The organism is Kitasatospora sp. NPDC040550 (genome assembly GCF_055594965.1).
The window spans coordinates 38,245-55,903 of the sequence record NZ_JBVIWC010000009.1; the positions used below are offsets into that span (position 1 = coordinate 38,245).

At 72.6% G+C, this 17,659-nt stretch carries 15 protein-coding genes; 1 reads left to right on the top strand and 14 read right to left on the bottom strand.

Translation table 11 applies throughout. The annotated features are described in order from the left end of the window. Positions 1-43: 43 nt before the first annotated feature. Both fmt and def read right to left on the bottom strand, forming a co-directional pair. Positions 44-982 carry a methionyl-tRNA formyltransferase gene (fmt, locus tag ACZ58X_RS15465; RefSeq protein WP_470334160.1) on the bottom strand — a complete coding sequence of 313 codons (939 nt, stop codon included), beginning with the start codon at positions 980-982 and terminating at the stop codon, positions 44-46. 37 nt (positions 983-1,019) lie between these two features. Beyond that, a complete protein-coding gene (def, locus tag ACZ58X_RS15470) occupies positions 1,020-1,565 on the bottom strand; it encodes a peptide deformylase (protein WP_470334161.1) in 546 nt (181 codons plus the stop codon). 256 nt (positions 1,566-1,821) lie between these two features. Between def and ACZ58X_RS15475 the strand changes: the two genes are divergently transcribed. Further along, positions 1,822-2,478 (top strand): hypothetical protein, encoded by a 657-nt coding sequence (locus ACZ58X_RS15475; protein ID WP_470334162.1) that lies wholly within the window; start codon positions 1,822-1,824, stop codon positions 2,476-2,478. 119 nt (positions 2,479-2,597) lie between these two features. On the opposite strand, the gene ACZ58X_RS15480 is transcribed toward ACZ58X_RS15475, so the two are convergent. From ACZ58X_RS15480 to ACZ58X_RS15535, 12 genes are all read right to left on the bottom strand, one after another. Further along, positions 2,598-4,682, bottom strand: a complete 2,085-nt coding sequence (locus ACZ58X_RS15480) for a primosomal protein N' (protein WP_470334163.1) — start codon at positions 4,680-4,682, stop codon at positions 2,598-2,600. A 99-nt stretch (positions 4,683-4,781) separates the two neighbouring features. After that, a complete protein-coding gene (metK, locus tag ACZ58X_RS15485; protein WP_360230017.1) occupies positions 4,782-5,990 on the bottom strand; it encodes a methionine adenosyltransferase in 1,209 nt (402 codons plus the stop codon). 172 nt (positions 5,991-6,162) lie between these two features. Continuing rightward, a complete protein-coding gene (gene coaBC / locus ACZ58X_RS15490; RefSeq protein WP_470334164.1) occupies positions 6,163-7,392 on the bottom strand; it encodes a bifunctional phosphopantothenoylcysteine decarboxylase/phosphopantothenate--cysteine ligase CoaBC in 1,230 nt (409 codons plus the stop codon). 188 nt (positions 7,393-7,580) lie between these two features. Further along, the gene (gene rpoZ / locus ACZ58X_RS15495; protein WP_188297240.1) at positions 7,581-7,850 is read right to left on the bottom strand and encodes a DNA-directed RNA polymerase subunit omega; all 270 of its coding nucleotides are present in this window, start codon (positions 7,848-7,850) and stop codon (positions 7,581-7,583) included. A 37-nt stretch (positions 7,851-7,887) separates the two neighbouring features. Continuing rightward, positions 7,888-8,445: a guanylate kinase gene (gene gmk / locus ACZ58X_RS15500; RefSeq protein ID WP_470334165.1), complete on the bottom strand. Its 558-nt coding sequence runs from the start codon at positions 8,443-8,445 to the stop codon at positions 7,888-7,890. A gap of 49 nt (positions 8,446-8,494) precedes the next feature. Next, positions 8,495-8,821, bottom strand: coding sequence for an integration host factor, actinobacterial type (gene mihF, locus ACZ58X_RS15505; RefSeq protein ID WP_030290269.1), 327 nt, complete (start codon positions 8,819-8,821; stop codon positions 8,495-8,497). Between the two features lie 411 nt (positions 8,822-9,232). Further along, on the bottom strand, positions 9,233-10,066 hold the full coding sequence (gene pyrF, locus ACZ58X_RS15510) for an orotidine-5'-phosphate decarboxylase (protein WP_470334166.1): 834 nt from the start codon (positions 10,064-10,066) through the stop codon (positions 9,233-9,235). Positions 10,067-10,116: 50 nt separating this feature from the next. After that, positions 10,117-11,220 (bottom strand): quinone-dependent dihydroorotate dehydrogenase, encoded by a 1,104-nt coding sequence (locus tag ACZ58X_RS15515; protein WP_360230025.1) that lies wholly within the window; start codon positions 11,218-11,220, stop codon positions 10,117-10,119. A gap of 89 nt (positions 11,221-11,309) precedes the next feature. Continuing rightward, on the bottom strand, positions 11,310-14,618 hold the full coding sequence (gene carB / locus ACZ58X_RS15520) for a carbamoyl-phosphate synthase large subunit (protein ID WP_470334167.1): 3,309 nt from the start codon (positions 14,616-14,618) through the stop codon (positions 11,310-11,312). After that, positions 14,611-15,768, bottom strand: coding sequence for a glutamine-hydrolyzing carbamoyl-phosphate synthase small subunit (gene carA, locus ACZ58X_RS15525; protein WP_470334168.1), 1,158 nt, complete (start codon positions 15,766-15,768; stop codon positions 14,611-14,613). The genes carB and carA overlap by 8 nt, the downstream gene beginning before the upstream one ends. Continuing rightward, positions 15,765-16,337, bottom strand: a complete 573-nt coding sequence (locus ACZ58X_RS15530; protein WP_470334169.1) for a PH-like domain-containing protein — start codon at positions 16,335-16,337, stop codon at positions 15,765-15,767. Before ACZ58X_RS15530 ends, carA begins: the two co-directional genes overlap by 4 nt. After that, a complete protein-coding gene (locus ACZ58X_RS15535) occupies positions 16,334-17,626 on the bottom strand; it encodes a dihydroorotase (protein WP_470334341.1) in 1,293 nt (430 codons plus the stop codon). The genes ACZ58X_RS15530 and ACZ58X_RS15535 overlap by 4 nt, the downstream gene beginning before the upstream one ends. Positions 17,627-17,659 lie beyond the last annotated feature (33 nt).

Sequence of the window (17,659 nt, forward strand, 5' to 3'; positions counted from 1 at the left end):
TGGATCGTACGGATCACACGAACAGTAACGCCAAAACGGAGGCTCAGCCTCCGAACCGCTCCCCGGCCTCCAGCCGCGCCCCGCGCGCCCAGTCGGCGGCCCGCATCTCCTTCTTCCCCTGCGGACGCACCTCCGCCAGCTCCAGGTCGTGCGAGCCGGTACCGACCCGCACGCTGTTCTTGCCGACCATCGCGACCTCGCCCGGCGCCAGCTCGGCCGACTCCGGCAGCAACTTGACCGGCCCGGTGACCTTGAGCCGCTCGCCCCGGAACTCCGTCCAGGCGCCCGGCGCGGGCGCGCACCCGCGCACCACCCGGTCGATCCGCAGCGCGGGGTGGTCCCAGTCGATCCGGGCGTCCTCGACGGTGATCTTCGGCGCGAGGGTGACGCCCTCGGCGGGCTGCGGCACGGCGTGCAGCGAGTCGTCCTCGATGCCGTCCATGGTGGCCACCAGCAGCCGGGCGCCGGAGACCGAGAGCCGGGTGAGCAGTTCGCCGCTGGTGTCGCTCGGGCGGATCTCCTCGGTGATCACGCCGTAGACCGGGCCGGAGTCCAGGCCCTGCTCGATCAGGAAGGTGGAGGCGCCGGTCACCTCGTCCCCGGCCAGCACCGAGTGCTGGACGGGGGCCGCGCCGCGCCAGGCGGGCAGCAGCGAGAAGTGCAGGTTGACCCAGCCGTGCTTGGGGATCTCCAGGGTGCCGGGGCGCAGCAGCGCGCCGTAGGCGACCACCGGGCAGCAGTCGGGGGCGAGCTCGGTGAGCCGGGCGACGAAGTCCGGGTCGCTGGGCTTCGCCGGCTTGAGGACCTCGATCCCGGCCTCCTCGGCGCGCTGGGCGACGGGGCTGGCGACCAGCTTGCGCCCGCGCCCGGCGGGGGCGTCGGGGCGGGTGACCACCGCGACGACCTCGTGCCGGTCGGAGGCGATCAGCGCGTCGAGGGCGGGAACGGCGACCTCGGGGGTGCCGGCGAAGACGAGACGCATCAAGTGCCTTTCTGCATACGAGAATCGAGGAACGAGCTCAGCGCGCGGAGCCGAAGGTGCTGTGCGGCGAGACCTTGACGACGGGCGCCGGCCCGGTGCCCCAGTCGGCCTCCCGGATGGCCTTCAACGCGGCCTTGCGCTGCTCCCGGTCGAGCCGGTCGATGAAGATGATGCCGTCCAGGTGGTCGGTCTCGTGCTGGATGCACCGCGCGAGCAGCTGGGTGCCCTCCAGCGTGACCGGATCCCCGTACATGTTGAAGCCCTTGGCCACCACGCCGTACGCGCGCTTGGTGTCGTAGCGCAGTCCGGGCAGCGAGAGGCAGCCCTCCGGGCCCTCCTGCTCGTCCTCGCTGAGCGACAGGTCCGGATTGATCAGGTGCCCGGTGACGCCGTCCACGTGGTACGTGAACACCCGCAGCGAGACGCCGAGTTGGGGCGCGGCGAGGCCGGCGCCGGGGGCGTCGAGCATGGTGTCGGTGAGGTCGGCGACCAGCGTGCGCAGTTCCCTGTCGAAGGTGGTCACCGGCTGGGCGGTGGACCGCAGGACGGGGTCTCCGAAGAGACGGATCGGCTGGATCGCCACGGGGTACGGGCTCCTGTCCGGGCTGGGCTCGGGCTTCGGGCAACGGCTGCTTCCCGCCAAGTCTATTCAACCCACCCGGGCGCTCCGACGGGCCGTCCTCGGACGCCCGCACCGGCTTCCGGCATATCCCGAGTCTGCCGAGCCGCGTTACCCCGGCCCCCGCTTCGGCGTTGGTCAAGAGAGATTGACCGGGGCCGGGCGCACGGGACACCGCGCCCCGGCTGAGCTGAACCGTACGGAAGGTGGCACGTAGGCCATGGCCGAGCAGATCAACCACGACGCCCGGGCGCGGGCGAGCCTGCACCTGCTGGTGCGGGACATCGAGCGGGTGAGGCGCCAGGTCGACGCGCTGCGGACGCTCACCGCCCAGCTGGGCAACGTATACCGACCCCGCCGTCCGAGCACCTCGGCCGGCTTCGTGGTGTACGGGCGGGCGCCCGCGCCGACCGTGCGCCTGGCGCAGGAGCTGCGGGAGAGCGTGGAGACCCTGGTGGCGGCGGCGGTCGAGTTCGACCGGGCGCTGGGCTTCTCCTGGGACTCGGTGGGCTCCGCCCTCGGGGTCACCAAGCAGGCGGTCCACCGCCGTTACGGGATGCGCCGCCCGACCAGCGAACTCCTCGCCGCCAGCGGCGCCGTCCCCGGCCCCGCCCGCCCGGACCGCTCCGAGGAGCTGCCCGTCCCCACCGAGCGCAGCGGCGGCCTGGCCGCCACCGTCCCGGCGGCCCGCCAGGGCGGCCTGGACCGCTCCAGCCTGGAGCGCAACGCCCTCGACCGCACCCCGATCGACCGCACCCCCGTCGGCACGCCCATCGACCGCACCCCCATCGACCGGACCCCGCTCGACCGGACCTCCGTCGACCGCGACCTCACTCCCGCCGAGCGCCCGCCGACCGGCATCCCCCTCCGCGGCTGACCACCCGCGCCGACGACCGGGCCACCCCGGGGCGGGGTGGCCCACTCACCCCGCCCCCGGAGGCCCGCCACCCTCAGGCCTGCCGCCCCCCACAAGCCCGCCACCCCCGACGCCCGCCGCTACCCGATGTCCGTCGGATCCACCCGCACCCGCACCGGCTCCGCCGTCCGCAACGCGATCCGCGCGATCTGCGCCGCCTTGAGCGCCGCCGCCAGCGCGGCCCCCTGCCCGGGCGCCACCCGCAGCAGCGCCCGCTCCTGCTCCTCCCCGCGCAGCGCGGGCACCGCCACCGGCCCCAGCACGTCCGCGCCCTCCGGCAGCCGGATCAGGTTCAGCAGGTCGGCGACGGCCGCCGGGCTCCCGCTGACGGCGGCCATCCGCGACACCGGCGGGAAGTGCAGCTGCGCCCGTTCGTCCCGTTCCTGTCCGGCGTGCCCCAGCGGGTCCCAGCGGACCAGGGCCTGCACCGGCCGGGCCGAGGGCTCGGCGACCACGACGACCGTCCCGCCCTCCCCGGCGGGCCGGGTCAGGGCGGCGGCGGCCAGCCAGAGCCGCAGGGTCTCCTCCCCCGCCCGCAGGTCGGGCCTGCCGAGCAGGGCCCAGCCGTCCAGCAGCAGCACCGCCCCGTACCCAGTGCCGCCCTCGACCACCGGCTCCGCGCCCGGGGTGGAGATCACCAGCGAGGGCTCGTCCGGCACGGTGTCCAGCACCGCGTCCCGCCCCGAGGTCCGGACCGGGATCCGTGGGAACGCCTTGCCCAGTTCCTCCGCGGTGCGCCGGGCGCCGACCACCTGGGCCCGCAGCCGGAAGGAGCCGCACTCGGGGCAGTGCCAGTCGTTCTCCGCCTCCCCGCACCAGCCGCAGCTGAGCGAGGCGTCGGCCGAGGGCGCCTCCAGCGGCCCCTCGCAGCGCCGGCAGCGGGCGGGTGCGCGGCAGCGACCGCAGGCGAGCCGGGGCACGTAGCCGCGCCGGGGCACCTGGATCAGCACCGGGTGCCCGGCCGCCAGCGACTCCCGGGCGGCCTCCCAGGCGACCGAGGGCAGCCGGGCGGCCTGGGCGGCGGCGTCCCGGTGCTGGTCCTGGTCGGTGACGGTCCGTACCCGGGGGGCGACCTGCCGCACCGTCTCCCGGTCGGCGACCAGCGGCCGGGCCCAGCCGGTGGCGACCAGCTGGGCGCCCTCCACGGTCACCGCGTGCCCGCCGAGCAGCACGGCCGCTCCCTCCTCGGCGGCGCGCAGCAGCGCCACCTCGCGCACGTGCGGGTGGGGGGCGCGCGGGTCGCTGTGGCTGCCGTCCCCGTCGGACCAGACCACGACCAGTCCGAGGTCGCGGACCGGCGCGAACATGGTGGCCCTGGTCCCGATCGCGGCGCGCACCGAGCCGCGGCTGACCGCGAGCCAGCGCCGGTAGCGTTCGCGCGGGCCGAGGTCGGCCTCCAAGGCCATGTGCATCCCGGGGCCGAGCAGCTCGGTCAGCGCCCGGTCGACCCGGGCGACCGACCGGCGGTCCGGCAGCACGACCAGGGCGCCGCGCCCGCCGGCCAGCGTCGCCGCGACCGCCCGGGCGATCTCGTACGGCCAGCCGGGCCCCGGGAGCGCCGCCCACACCGCCCTCGGCGAGCCGCCGCCGGCCAGCGCGGTGAGGAAGTCCGGCCCGGCCGGGTAGCGCTGCCAGCCCCCGGGCGCCGGGGCCTGGGGGCGCGGCAGCGGCGCCGGGGAGGGCTCGGCCTCCGCTTTGGCGTGCCGGGGGGGTACGGCGAGCTGGAGCACGTCGGCCAGCGTCCCGGCGTACCGGTCGGCGACGGTGCGGCAGAGCCGCAGCAGCTGCGGGCTGAGCACCGGTTCGGGCGAGAGCACCTGGGCGAGCGGGGCGAGCGGGCCGGCGAAATCGCTCTTCTCCAGCCGGGCGACGATGAACCCGTCGTGCAGTTCCCCCCCCTCGCGCTGGCCCTTGACCACCCTTGCCCCGAAACGCACCCGGACCCGGACGCCGGGCTGGGCCTCCTCGGCCATCGCGGCGGGCACCTCGTAGTCGAAGAGCTTGTCGATGGTGAGCACGCCCTTGTCCACCACGACCCGGGCCACCGGCAGGTGCTCGGCCCGCTTGGCCCCGCGCCACGACCGGGGCTTGGCCCGCTTGACCGTCTCCCGGATGAACGCCAGCTGCTCCGGCTCGGCGCCCCCGTTCTCCCCTGTGCTGCTCATCGCTCCCAAGTACTACCAGGTCACACCGACAGGACGCACAAAGCAGAGCGGCGCCCGCCCCCGCGACGGGGGTGGGCGCCGCTCGGCAGAGCCGGGACGTCAGTCCTGGACGGCAGCCTTGAGCTGCTCCACGCGGTCGGTGCGCTCCCAGGTGAAGTCCGGCAGCTCACGGCCGAAGTGGCCGTACGCGGCGGTCTGGGAGTAGATCGGGCGCAGCAGGTCCAGGTCGCGGATGATCGCGGCCGGGCGCAGGTCGAAGACCTCGGAGACGGCCTTCTGGATGCTGAGGACCGGGACGGTCTCGGTGCCGAAGGTCTCCACGAACAGGCCGACCGGCTCGGCCTTGCCGATCGCGTACGCGACCTGCACCTCGGCGCGGCGGGCGAGGCCGGCGGCGACGATGTTCTTCGCCACCCAGCGCATCGCGTACGCGGCCGAGCGGTCCACCTTGGACGGGTCCTTGCCCGAGAAGGCGCCGCCACCGTGGCGGGCCATGCCGCCGTAGGTGTCGATGATGATCTTGCGGCCGGTGAGGCCGGCGTCGCCCATCGGGCCGCCGATCTCGAAGCGGCCGGTCGGGTTGACCAGCAGGCGGTAGCCGTCGGTGGTCAGCTTGATGCCCTGGTCGGCCAGCGCCTTGAGCTCCGGCTCCACGACGAACTCGCGGATGTCCGGGGTGAGCAGCGACTCCAGGTCGATGTCACTGGCGTGCTGGGTGGAGACGACCACGGTGTCCAGGCGGACGGCCTTGTCACCGTCGTACTCGATGGTGACCTGGGTCTTGCCGTCGGGGCGCAGGTACGGGATGGTCCCGTTCTTGCGCACCTCGGTGAGGCGGCGGGAGAGGCGGTGCGCCAGGGTGATCGGCAGCGGCATCAGCTCGGGCGTCTCGTCGGACGCGTAGCCGAACATCAGGCCCTGGTCGCCGGCACCCTGCTTGTCCAGGTCGTCCTCGTCGCCCTCGACCCGGGCCTCGTACGCGGTGTCGACACCCTGCGCGATGTCGGGCGACTGGGCACCGATGGACACCGACACGCCGCAGGAGGCGCCGTCGAAGCCCTTCTTGGAGCTGTCGTAGCCGATCTCCAGGATCTTGTCCCGGACGAGCTGGGCGATCGGGGCGTACGCCTTGGTGGTCACCTCGCCGGCCACGTGCACCTGGCCGGTCGTGATGAGCGTCTCCACGGCGACCCGGGACGTCGGGTCCTCCCGCAGGAGAGCGTCAAGGATGGTGTCGCTGATCTGGTCAGCGATCTTGTCGGGGTGTCCCTCGGTCACGGACTCCGAGGTGAACAGGCGGCGAGACACAGCGCTCCCTGGGGTTGCAGCGGCTGCTGACTGAAGGCCCCCGGCGAACCGGGGACATCCGGAAAGACTTGATTCCTGGAGTCTAACCGGCTGCTTCCGCCGAACGTCACCCGCTTCCGGAAATCAAGAACGTTCTCAAGCGGGAATCCATCGGGATTCGAGCGGGAATCGATCAGTTCCGACCCGATTCCAGCCGCTTTGCCACCAGATCCCAGACCACGTCCGCGAGCACCTCCTTGGGGCCCACCGGTACGGGGGTCTCGCTGCCGTCCGCTCCCAGTACCACGGCCTCGTTGACGTCCTGCCCGAAGGCCTTGCCGTCGCCCACCTCGTTGACCACCAGCAGGTCGCACCCCTTCCGGGCGAGCTTGGCGCGACCGTTGGCGAGCACGTCGTCGGTCTCCGCCGCGAAACCCACCACCAGCTGGCCCGAACGGGGGCGGTGCGCCGACAGCTCGGCCAGCACGTCGGGGTTGCGGACCAGCGCGACCGGCGCCGGCTCGACCCCCTCGACCTTCTTGATCTTGCCGGTGGCGTACTCGGCGGGCCGGAAGTCCGCCACCGCCGCGGCCATCACCACCGCGTCCGCGTCCGCCGCCGCCGCCAGCGCCGCCTCGCGCAGCTCCAGCGCGGTCGAGACGTGCACCACGTCCACCCCGGCCGGGTCGGGCAGCTCGGCGTTGGCCGAGACGAGGGTCACCCTCGCCCCGCGGGCCGCGGCGGTCACGGCGAGCGCGTAGCCCTGCTTGCCGGAGGAGCGGTTGCCGAGGTAGCGCACCGGGTCCAGCGGCTCCCGGGTGCCGCCGGCCGAGACCACCAGGTGCCGGCCGGCCAGGTCGGTCGACACCGCCCCGCCGCGGCGCAGCACGGCCCGGCAGGCCTCGAAGATCGCGCCGGGCTCGGGCAGCCGCCCCTTGCCGGTGTCCTTGCCGGTCAGCCGCCCGACGGCCGGCTCCAGCACGATCACGCCGCGGCGGCGCAGGGTGGCGACGTTCTCCCGGGTGGCCGGGTGCTCCCACATCTCGGTGTGCATCGCGGGCGCCACCACGACCGGGCAGCGGGCGGTGAGCAGGGTGTTGGTGAGCAGGTCGTCGGCGAGCCCGTGGGCGGCCTTGGCGATCAGGTCGGCGGTGGCGGGGGCGACCACCACCAGGTCGGCCTGCTGTCCGATCCGGACGTGCGGCACCTCGTGCACGCGCTCCCAGGTCTCGGTGGCGGCCGGGCGGCCGGACAGCGCGGCCCAGGTGGCCTCGCCGACGAAGTGCAGCGCCGCCGCGGTGGGCACCACGGTGACCTGGTGGCCGGACTCGGTGAACCTGCGCAGCAGCTCGCACGCCTTGTAGGCGGCGATCCCGCCGCTGACACCGAGGACCACGCGGGGGGCGTCCGCACTCGCGCTCATCTACCGGCCTTTCTCCGCATCGGGCACCCGACAGCTCGGGAACCCGCTCACCCTACGACCCCTCGACGATCACTCGCACCGTGCCCCACCACCCGCGCGACCGAGCCCGCACTGCCGGCCCGCGGAAACGCCGGAGGGCCGGGCGGAAAGGTTTCCGCCCGGCCCTCCGGGGAAGTCGCGGGGCTGCCTCAGGCGGCGCCCTCGACCGCCTCGGCGGTCAGCATGCCGGCGTTGATCTCGCGCAGCGCGATCGACAGCGGCTTCTCGTGCACGTGGGTGTCGACCAGCGGGCCGACGTACTCCAGCAGGCCCTCGCCGAGCTGGGAGTAGTAAGCGTTGATCTGGCGCGCGCGCTTGGCGGCGTAGATCACGAGGCTGTACTTCGAGTCGGTGGCCTCAAGCAGCTCGTCGATCGGCGGGTTGATGATGCCCTCGGGCGCGGTCATGGAAGAGGACACGCGAAAACCTTCCGAAAGGGTGGAAAAGACTGACAGGTCAGGCTACACCGAGCAAGGCTAGCAGTTCGGCCGCTACCTGCTCGACGGAGGTGTTGACAAGGGTCCTGTCGAACTCGGCCTCGGCCGCGAGCTCGACCTTGGCCGCCTCCAGCCGCCGATCGATCACGTCCTGCGGCTCGGTGCCCCGGCCGGTCAGCCGACGGACCAGCTCGTCCCAGCTCGGCGGAGCCAGGAAGACCAGCTGGGCGTCCGGCATCGACTCGCGCACCTGGCGGGCGCCCTGGAGGTCGATCTCCAGCAGGACGGGCTCACCACGCTCCAGCTTCTCCAGCACCGCCGCGCGCGGGGTGCCGTAGCGGTTCCCCGCGAACTCGGCCCACTCCAGCAGTTCGCCGTTGGCGATCAGCTTGTCGAACTCGTCGTTGTCGACGAAGTGGTACTGGACCCCGTTCTTCTCGCCGGGCCTCGGGTGCCGGGTGGTGGCCGACACCGAGAGCCAGACCTCGGGGTACATCTTCCTCATATGAGCGACGACCGTGCTCTTGCCGACCCCCGAGGGGCCGGAGAGCACGGTCAGCCGCGGACGCTCACTCATGCACCGATTATCCCGGATCGCGGACGATCCTGGGACCACGGGGGCACGGTCAGGCGGCGCCACCGCCGAACTCCCGCTCCAGGGAGGCGATCTGGTTCGTTCCGAGACCGCGGACACGGCGGCTCTCGCTGATGCCGAGGCGCTCCATGATCTGCTTGGCACGAACCTTGCCGACGCCCGGAAGGGACTCCAGCAGGGCCGACACCTTCATCTTGCCGATGACGTCGTTGTCGTTCTTGCCGGCCTTGATCACCTCGTGCAGGGAGGCGCCGGAGTGCTTGAGCCGGTTCTTGACCTCGGCGCGCTCCCGGCGAGCCTCGGCGGCCTTGGCGAGCGCGGCGGTGCGCTGTTCAGGGGTAAGGGGCGGAAGAGCCACGCCGTTCACCTCAGGGTGTGGAAGGAAGGGATTGAGCTATGACTGGTTCGGTACCTAGGACACCGTCCGCAAGGGGAGCCCAATGGGGAACCACAGGGCCCTGACCTGCGGGAGCTACAGGATTCGCGGCTCGCCGATGACCTATCGCCGGACACTACCCGGATTGCGGCGCCACGTCAGGAAAAGAACACGAAAAGTCCTGGTCAGCCAAGGCCGACCAGGACTTTCCAGGGCAAAATGACCGCGATTGCGAGACTTTGGCGGGCTCGATGTGACGGCGCTCACGTCAACTCCGGTGCCGCCCCGCCGTCCTGCGGACACTGCGGACGGTCACCGATCGGCTACCGCGGCCCCACCGGCCGGACCGCTCCGGCCACTTGACGGCACCCGCCGGCGGCTACTTGACGGCGGCTACTTGACGGCGTCCGCGAACTCGCCGACGAAGCGCTCCGCCGCCGCCCGCAGCGCCGGAACCGACGGCCCGTGCTTGAGCACGTCCCGGCTGACGCTCGGCACCACGTTGATCACCGAGGCGCCGAACACCCGCGGCAGGTCCGCCATGGTCGCGCCCTGGGCCCCGATCCCGGGGGCCAGCAGCGGCCCGTTGATGGCCAGGTCCACGCCCGCGTCGGCCAGCGTCGCGCCGACCACCGCGCCGAAGGAGCCCAGCGGCGCGGCGTCCGCGTTCTCCGCCGCCAGCTGGCGCAGCACCGAGGCCGCGACCGGCTCGCCGTCCGCCCCGACGGCGCGCTGCACCTCGGCGCCCTCCGGGTTGGAGGTGAGCGCCAGCGCGAACACCCCGCAGCCCTGCTCGCGGGCCAGGTCGAGGGCCGGACGCAGCGAACCGAAGCCCAGGTACGGGCTGACCGTGACGGCGTCCGAGAACAGCGGGCTCGCGGGCGACAGGAAGGCCTCCGCGTAGGCGGCCATGGTGGAGCCGATGTCGCCGCGCTTGGCGTCCATCAGCACCAGCGCACCGGCCGCCCGGGCCTCCTCGACGGCCTTCTCCAGCACCGCGACGCCCTTGCTGCCGAAGCGCTCGAAGAAGGCGGCCTGCGGCTTGAGCACCGCGACCCGGTCGGCCAGGGCCTCCACCACGGTGCGGCTGAACGTCTCCAGCCCCGCGAGGTCGTCGCCGAGCCCCCAGGCGGAGAGCAGGGAGGCGTGCGGGTCGATGCCGACGCAGAGCTGGCCGCGGGTGTCGAGGGCCTGGCGCAGCCGGGCGCCGAACGGGGCGAGGGTCATGTCGTCCTTTCCAGGGGTGGTACGGCCTGCTGCGAGACCGGTCAGGGGGGTCAGGCGCCGCGGACGGCGCTGCCGACGGCCGCGGCGAGGTCGCGGAAGCCCGCGGCCCGGATCCGGGCGGAGAGGCCCCGGTGGATCCGGCGGCACCAGAACGGACCCTCGTAGATGAAGGCGCTGTAGCCCTGCACCAGGTCGGCGCCGTGGATGATCCGCTGCCAGGCGTCCTCGGCGGTCTCCACGCCGCCGACCGAGACCAGGGTCAGCCGGCCGCCGGTGCGGGCGCGCAGCCGCTGGAGCACCTCCAGGGCGCGGGCCTTGAGCGGGGCGCCGGACAGGCCGCCCATGCCGATCTCCTCGACCCGCTGCGGGTCGGCCAGCAGGCCGTCCCGGCCGATCGTGGTGTTGGTGGCGATGATGCCGTCCAGGCCCAGTTCCAGGGCGAGGTCGGCGACGGCGTCGACGTCCTCGTCGGCCAGGTCCGGGGCGATCTTGACCAGCAGCGGCACGTGGTGCGCGGTGGTGCGGTCGGCGGCCTCGCGCACGGCGGCGAGCAGCGGGCGCAGGTGGTCGACGGCCTGGAGGTTGCGCAGCCCGGGGGTGTTCGGGGAGCTGACGTTGACCACCAGGTAGTCGGCGTACTTGGCGAGCCGCTCGGTCGACTTGACGTAGTCGGCGACGGCGTCGGCCTCCTCGACCACCTTGGTCTTGCCGATGTTGACGCCGATCACCGGGGTGGAGCTGGTGTGCGGGCGGGCGGCCAGCCGGGCGGCGACCCGGGCCGAGCCCTGGTTGTTGAAGCCCATCCGGTTGATCAGCGCGCGGTCCTCGACCAGGCGGAACAGCCGGGGCGCCGGGTTGCCGGGCTGGGGCTCCCCGGTGATGGTGCCGATCTCGACGTAGTCGAAGCCGAGCATGGCCAGGCCGTCGATGCCGACGCCGTTCTTGTCGAAGCCGGCCGCGAGCCCGAACGGGCCGGGCAGGTCGAGGCCGAGGGCCCGGGTGCGCAGCGCCCGGTCGCGCGGGGCCAGCACCAGCCGCACCAGGGTGCGCAGACCGGGTACCGAGGAGGCCAGGCGGATCCAGAAGAAGGCCAGGTGGTGCGCCTTCTCCGGGTCCATCCGCTTGAACACGAGGTCGAACAGGAACTTGTACAAAGCGGGGTCAACTCCCGGGGCAAGCAGTGGATTCGGGCAGGCGAGTGGGGGGCACCGATCCGGCTCCGGTGCCCCCCACTGCGGTGGTGCTACTTGCGGCCGGCGTTGATCAGCTCGGCGTGCTCCTGGAGCGACATCACTCCGACCTCGTCGCGCAGCAGCGCGTCCATGCCCTGGACGGCCGCGCCCATGGCCTGGACGGTGGTCAGGCAGGGCACCCCGCGGGAGACCGCCGCGGTGCGGATCTCGTAGCCGTCCAGGCGCCCGCCGGTGCCGTACGGCGTGTTGATGATCAGGTCGACCTCGCCGTCGTGGATCAGCTGGACGATGGTCTTCTCGCCGTTCGGGCCCTCGCCCTCGCTGTGCTTGCGCACCAGCGTGGACGGGATGCCGCCGCGCTGGAGCACCTCGGCGGTGCCGGCGGTGGCGAGCACCTCGAAGCCGAGGCCGACCAGCGCCCGGGCCGGGAAGACCAGGTTGCGCTTGTCCCGGTTGGCGACCGAGACGAAGACCTTGCCCTTGGTCGGCAGCGCGCCGTAGGCGCCGGCCTGGGCCTTGGCGTAGGCGGTGCCGAAGACCTTGTCGATGCCCATGACCTCACCGGTCGAGCGCATCTCCGGGCCGAGCACGGTGTCCACGCCGCGGCCGTGGATGTCGCGGAAGCGGCTCCACGGCATCACCGCCTCCTTGACCGCGATCGGCGCGTCGGCCGGCAGCGTGCCGCCGTCGCCCTCGGCCGGGAGCAGGCCCTCGGCGCGCAGCTCGGCGATGGTGGCGCCGAGCGAGATCCGGGCGGCGGCCTTGGCCAGCGGCACCGCGGTCGCCTTGGAGGTGAACGGGACGGTGCGGGAGGCGCGCGGGTTGGCCTCCAGCACGTAGAGGATGTCCCCGGCCAGCGCGAACTGGATGTTGATCAGGCCGCGGACGCCGACACCGCGCGCGATGGCCTCGGTGGAGGTGCGCAGGCGCTTGATGTCGTAGCCGCCGAGGGTGATCGGGGGCAGCGCGCAGGCGGAGTCGCCGGAGTGGATGCCGGCCTCCTCGATGTGCTCCATGACGCCGCCGAGGTAGAGCTCGGTGCCGTCGTAGAGCGCGTCGACGTCGATCTCCACCGCGTCGTCCAGGAAGCGGTCGATCAGCACCGGGTGCTCGGAGATCAGACCGGCGTGCCGCTCCAGGTAGGAGGCGAGCGAGGCCTCGTCGTAGACGATCTCCATGCCGCGGCCGCCGAGCACGTAGGACGGGCGGGCCAGGACGGGGTAGCCGATCTCGTCGGCGATCGCCTTGGCCTCCGCGAAGGAGAAGGCGGTGCCGTGCTTGGGGGCGGGCAGCCCGGCGTCGCGCAGCACGCGGCCGAAGGCGCCGCGCTCCTCGGCGAGGTCGATCGCCTCGGGCTGGGTGCCGACGATCGGCACGCCGTTGTCCTTGAGCGCCTGGGCCAGGCCGAGCGGGGTCTGGCCGCCGAGCTGGACGATCACACCGGCCAGCGGACCGGCCAGCTGCTCGGCGTGGACGATCTCCAGCACGTCCTCCAGGGTGAGCGGCTCGAAGTAGAGCCGGTCGGAGGTGTCGTAGTCGGTGGAGACGGTCTCCGGGTTGCAGTTGACCATGACGGTCTCGAACCCGGCCTCGGCCAGCGCGAAGGAGGCGTGCACGCAGGAGTAGTCGAACTCGATGCCCTGGCCGATGCGGTTGGGGCCCGAGCCGAGGATGATCACGGCCGGCTTGGTGCGCGGGGCGACCTCGCTCTCCTCGTCGTAGGACGAGTAGAAGTACGGGGTCTTGGCGGCGAACTCGGCGGCGCAGGTGTCGACGGTCTTGAACACCGGGCGGATGCCGAGCGCGTGGCGCACCTCGCGGACGACGTCCGTGCGCAGGCCGCGGATCTCGCCGATCTGCTGGTCGGAGAAGCCGTGCCGCTTGGCGTGGCGCAGCAGCTCGGGGGTGAGCTCCTCGGCCTCGGCCAGCTCGCCGGCGATCTCGTCCAGCAGGAAGAGCTGGTCGACGAACCACGGGTCGATCTTCGTGTACTCGAAGACCTCCTCCGGGGTGGCGCCGGCCCGGATGGCGTCCATCACGGTGTTGATCCGGCCGTCGGTCGGCACGGTGGCCTTGACCAGCAGCTCGGTCTTGTCGCCGAGCGGGCCGGTCCAGTTGAACTGGGAGCCCTTCTTCTCCAGCGAGCGCAGCGCCTTCTGCAGCGCCTCGGGGAAGTTGCGGCCCATGGCCATCGCCTCGCCGACCGACTTCATGGTGGTGGTCAGCGTGGCGTCGGCGCTCGGGAACTTCTCGAACGCGAACCGCGGGACCTTGACCACGACGTAGTCGAGGGTCGGCTCGAAGGAGGCCGGGGTCTGCTCGGTGATGTCGTTGGGGATCTCGTCCAGGGTGTAGCCGACGGCCAGCTTGGCGGCGATCTTGGCGATCGGGAAGCCGGTGGCCTTGGAGGCGAGCGCCGAGGAGCGGGAGACGCGCGGGTTCATCTCGATGACGATGACCCGGCCGTCGACGGGGTTGACGGCGAACTGGATGTTGCAGCCGCCGGTGTCGACGCCGACCTCGCGGATCACGGCGATGCCGATGTCGCGCAGGATCTGGTACTCGCGGTCGGTGAGGGTCATCGCCGGGGCGACGGTGATCGAGTCACCGGTGTGCACGCCCATCGGGTCGAAGTTCTCGATGGAGCAGACGACCACGACGTTGTCGTTCTTGTCGCGCATCAGCTCCAGCTCGTACTCCTTCCAGCCGAGGATGGACTCCTCCAGGAGCACCTCGGTGGTGGGCGAGAGGGCCAGGCCCTGGCCGGCGATCCGGCGCAGGTCCTCCTCGTTGTGGGCGAAGCCGGAGCCGGCGCCGCCCATGGTGAAGGAGGGGCGGACCACGACCGGGTAGCCGCCGAGCGTGTCGACGCCGGCCAGCACCTCGTCCATGGTGTGGCAGATGACCGAGCGGGCGGACTCGCCGTGGCCGATCTTGGCCTTGACGGCCTCGACGACGCCCTTGAACAGCTCGCGGTCCTCGCCCTTGTTGATCGCCACCACGTCGGCGCCGATCAGCTCGACGCCGTACTTCTCCAGCGTGCCGGCGCTGTGCAGCGAGATCGCGGTGTTGAGCGCGGTCTGGCCGCCCAGGGTCGGCAGCAGCGCGTCGGGGCGCTCCTTGGCGATGATCTTCTCGACGAAGTCCGGGGTGATCGGCTCGACGTAGGTGGCGTCGGCGATCTCCGGGTCGGTCATGATCGTGGCCGGGTTGGAGTTGACCAGCACGACCCGCAGGCCCTCGGCCTTGAGGACGCGGCAGGCCTGGGTGCCCGAGTAGTCGAACTCGGCGGCCTGGCCGATGACGATCGGGCCGGAGCCGATCACCAGGACGGACTTGATGTCAGTGCGCTTAGGCACGCTGGCCCTCCATGAGCTTCACGAAGCGGTCGAACAGGTAGGCGGCGTCGTGCGGGCCGGCGGCCGCTTCGGGGTGGTACTGCACGCTGAAGGCGGGGACGTCGAGTGCCTGCAGGCCCTCGACCACGTCGTCGTTGAGGCAGACGTGGGAGACCTCGACCCGCCCGTAGGGGGTGTCGCTCACCTTGTCCAGCGGCGCGTTCACGGCGAAGCCGTGGTTGTGGGCGGTCACCTCGACCTTGCCGGTGGTGCGGTCCTGCACCGGCTGGTTGATGCCGCGGTGGCCGTACTTGAGCTTGTAGGTGCCGAAGCCGAGGGCGCGGCCGAGGATCTGGTTGCCGAAGCAGATCCCGAAGAACGGGGTCCCCCGCTCCAGCACGCCCTGCGCGACGGCGACCTGGTGGTCGGCGGTGGCCGGGTCGCCCGGGCCGTTGGAGAAGAAGACGCCGTCCGGGTTGACCGCGTAGACGTCCTCCAGGGTGGAGTTGGCGGGCAGCACGTGCACCTCGATGCCGCGCTCGGCCATCCGCTGCGGGGTCATCGCCTTGATGCCGAGGTCCAGCGCGGCGACGGTGAACCTCTTCTCACCGACGGCGGGCACGATGTACGGCTCGGTGGTGGCGACCTCGGCGCACAGGTCGGCGCCCTTCATCTCGGGCGACTGCTGCACCCGGGAGAGCAGGGCGGCCGGGTCGGCCAGCGCCTCGCCGGAGAAGATGCCGCAGCGCATCGCGCCGCGCTCGCGCAGGTGGCGGGTCAGCGCGCGGGTGTCGATGCCGCTGATGCCGACGACGCCCTGGCGGGTCAGCTCCTCGTCCAGCGAGCGGCGGGAGCGCCAGTTGGAGGCCACCCGGGCGGGGTCGCGCACGACGTAGCCGGCGACCCAGATCTGCTTGGACTCGTCGTCCTCGTCGTTCCAGCCGGTGTTGCCGATCTGCGGCGCGGTCATCACGACCACCTGGCGGTGGTACGACGGGTCGGTGAGGGTCTCCTGGTAGCCGGACATGCCGGTGTTGAAGACCGCCTCGCCGAAGGTCTCGCCGGTCGCGCCGTAGGCCTGGCCGCGGAAGGTCCGGCCGTCCTCCAGGACGAGCACGGCCGGGATGCGCTCCCGCCGTTGGCGCTGCGTGGTGGGGGCAGGTGCGGTCATTGCGCGGCCTCTTCCGTCTTCTTCGTCTTCGTGGTACGTGTTGCGAGCTCGTTGATCGCCTCGACCCAGGCGGCGTGCTCGTCGGGGTGGTCGGCCCGGAAGCCGGAGTCCAGCTCGGTGCCCTCGTGGGCCCAGGTGACGACCAGCAGTCCGGAGGGGACGACCTTGCCGGCGATCCCGGAGTCCGTCCGGGCACCGGTGAGGTGCTCGGCCGGGATCCAGAGGTCGACGTCGCCGGGGCGCCGCACCAGCAGGCCGTCCGTGCCGAGGGTGAGGTCGGCCCGGCTGCGGGTGCCCAGGCCGTGCGCGACGACCCGGTCGAGCCAGTTCCCGGCGGTGGTGGTGCCGTGGTACCGGCCGCTGGTCTCCAGGATGGTGCGTCCGGCGCGGGCCGGCACGGCGGGCAGCGGCGGGATCCCGGACTGCAGGGTGCGGCGCCAGTTCCAGCCCTGGCGCATCAGCCAGTAGATCAGGCCGATGATCACCAGCAGTCCGACCGACCAGCCGATGTAGCCCGGCCAGTCGGTGACCCTCGCCTGCTCCCTGGCCAGCGTGACGTAGCCGGTCACGCCAGGCCGCCCTGCTCGGCCAGCTCGCCGGCCAGCACCGTGGCGCGGCCGCGCAGGAAGGTGGCGTGCACCCGTCCGGGCAGGTCCATGCCCTTGTAAGGGGTGTTGCGGCTGCGGGTGGCGAAGCTCTCGGGGTTCACGGCCCCACGGTACGCGGGATCGAAGAGCACCAGGTTGGCGGGCTCACCCACCGAGATCGGCCGGCCGTGTCCGGTGAGGCGGCCGATCCGGGCCGGGCGGTGCGACATCCGGTCGGCGACGCCCTCCCAGTTCAGCAGGCCGGTGTCGACCATGGTCTGCTGGACGACCGACAGCGCGGTCTCCAGGCCGACCATGCCCATCGCGGCCACGGCCCACTCGCAGTCCTTGTCCTCGGCCGGGTGCGGCGCGTGGTCGGTGGCGACGGCGTCGATGGTGCCGTCGGCCAGCGCCTTGCGCAGTGCCTGGACGTCCTCGGCGGTGCGCAGCGGCGGGTTCACCTTGTACACCGGGTCGTAGGAGCGGACCAGCTCGTCGGTGAGCAGCAGGTGGTGCGGGGTCACCTCGGCGGTGACGTCCCAGCCCTTGGACTTGGCCCAGCGGACGATCTCGACCGAGCCGGCCGTGGAGAGGTGGCAGACGTGCAGCCGGGAGCCGACGTGCGCGGCGAGCAGCACGTCGCGGGCGATGATCGACTCCTCGGCGACGGCCGGCCAGCCGCCGAGCCCGAGCTCGCCGGAGACCTGGCCCTCGTTCATCTGGGCGCCCTCGGTCAGCCGCGGCTCCTGGGCGTGCTGGGCGACGACACCGTCGAAGGCCTTGACGTACTCCAGGGCGCGGCGCATCAGCACCGCGTCGTCCACGCACTTGCCGTCGTCGGAGAAGACCCGGACGCCGGCCGCGGACTCGTGCATCGCGCCGAGTTCGGCGAGCTTCTTGCCCTCCAGGCCGACGGTGACGGCGCCGACCGGCTGCACGTCGCAGTAGCCGGCCTCCTGGCCGAGCCGCCAGACCTGCTCGACCACGCCGGCGGTGTCGGCCACCGGGGTGGTGTTGGCCATCGCGTGCACGGCGGTGAAGCCGCCCATCGCGGCGGCCTGGGTTCCGGTGAGCACCGTCTCGGCGTCCTCGCGGCCGGGCTCGCGCAGGTGGGTGTGCAGGTCGACCAGGCCGGGCAGGGCGATCATGCCGCTGGCGTCGATCTCGATGTCCGCCTCGACCGCCAGGCCGGTGCCGATCTCCTGGATGACGCCGTCGGCGAGGTGGAGGTCCTGCGGGGCGCCGCCCAGGATCCTGGCGTTGCGGATCAGGTAGCTGACCTTGTTGTCGGTTCGCTCGCTGCG

Excerpts from the sequence above, each read along its gene's own strand:
- fmt (WP_470334160.1), bottom strand. The coding sequence starts at position 982 with ATGCGTCTCGTCTTCGCCGGCACCCCCGAGGTCGCCGTTCCCGCCCTC.
- ACZ58X_RS15475 (WP_470334162.1), top strand. The coding sequence starts at position 1,822 with ATGGCCGAGCAGATCAACCACGACGCCCGGGCGCGGGCGAGCCTGCAC.
- ACZ58X_RS15480 (WP_470334163.1), bottom strand. The coding sequence starts at position 4,682 with ATGAGCAGCACAGGGGAGAACGGGGGCGCCGAGCCGGAGCAGCTGGCG.
- coaBC (WP_470334164.1), bottom strand. The coding sequence starts at position 7,392 with ATGAGCGCGAGTGCGGACGCCCCCCGCGTGGTCCTCGGTGTCAGCGGC.
- gmk (WP_470334165.1), bottom strand. The coding sequence starts at position 8,445 with ATGAGTGAGCGTCCGCGGCTGACCGTGCTCTCCGGCCCCTCGGGGGTC.
- pyrF (WP_470334166.1), bottom strand. The coding sequence starts at position 10,066 with ATGACCCTCGCCCCGTTCGGCGCCCGGCTGCGCCAGGCCCTCGACACC.
- carA (WP_470334168.1), bottom strand. The coding sequence starts at position 15,768 with ATGACCGCACCTGCCCCCACCACGCAGCGCCAACGGCGGGAGCGCATC.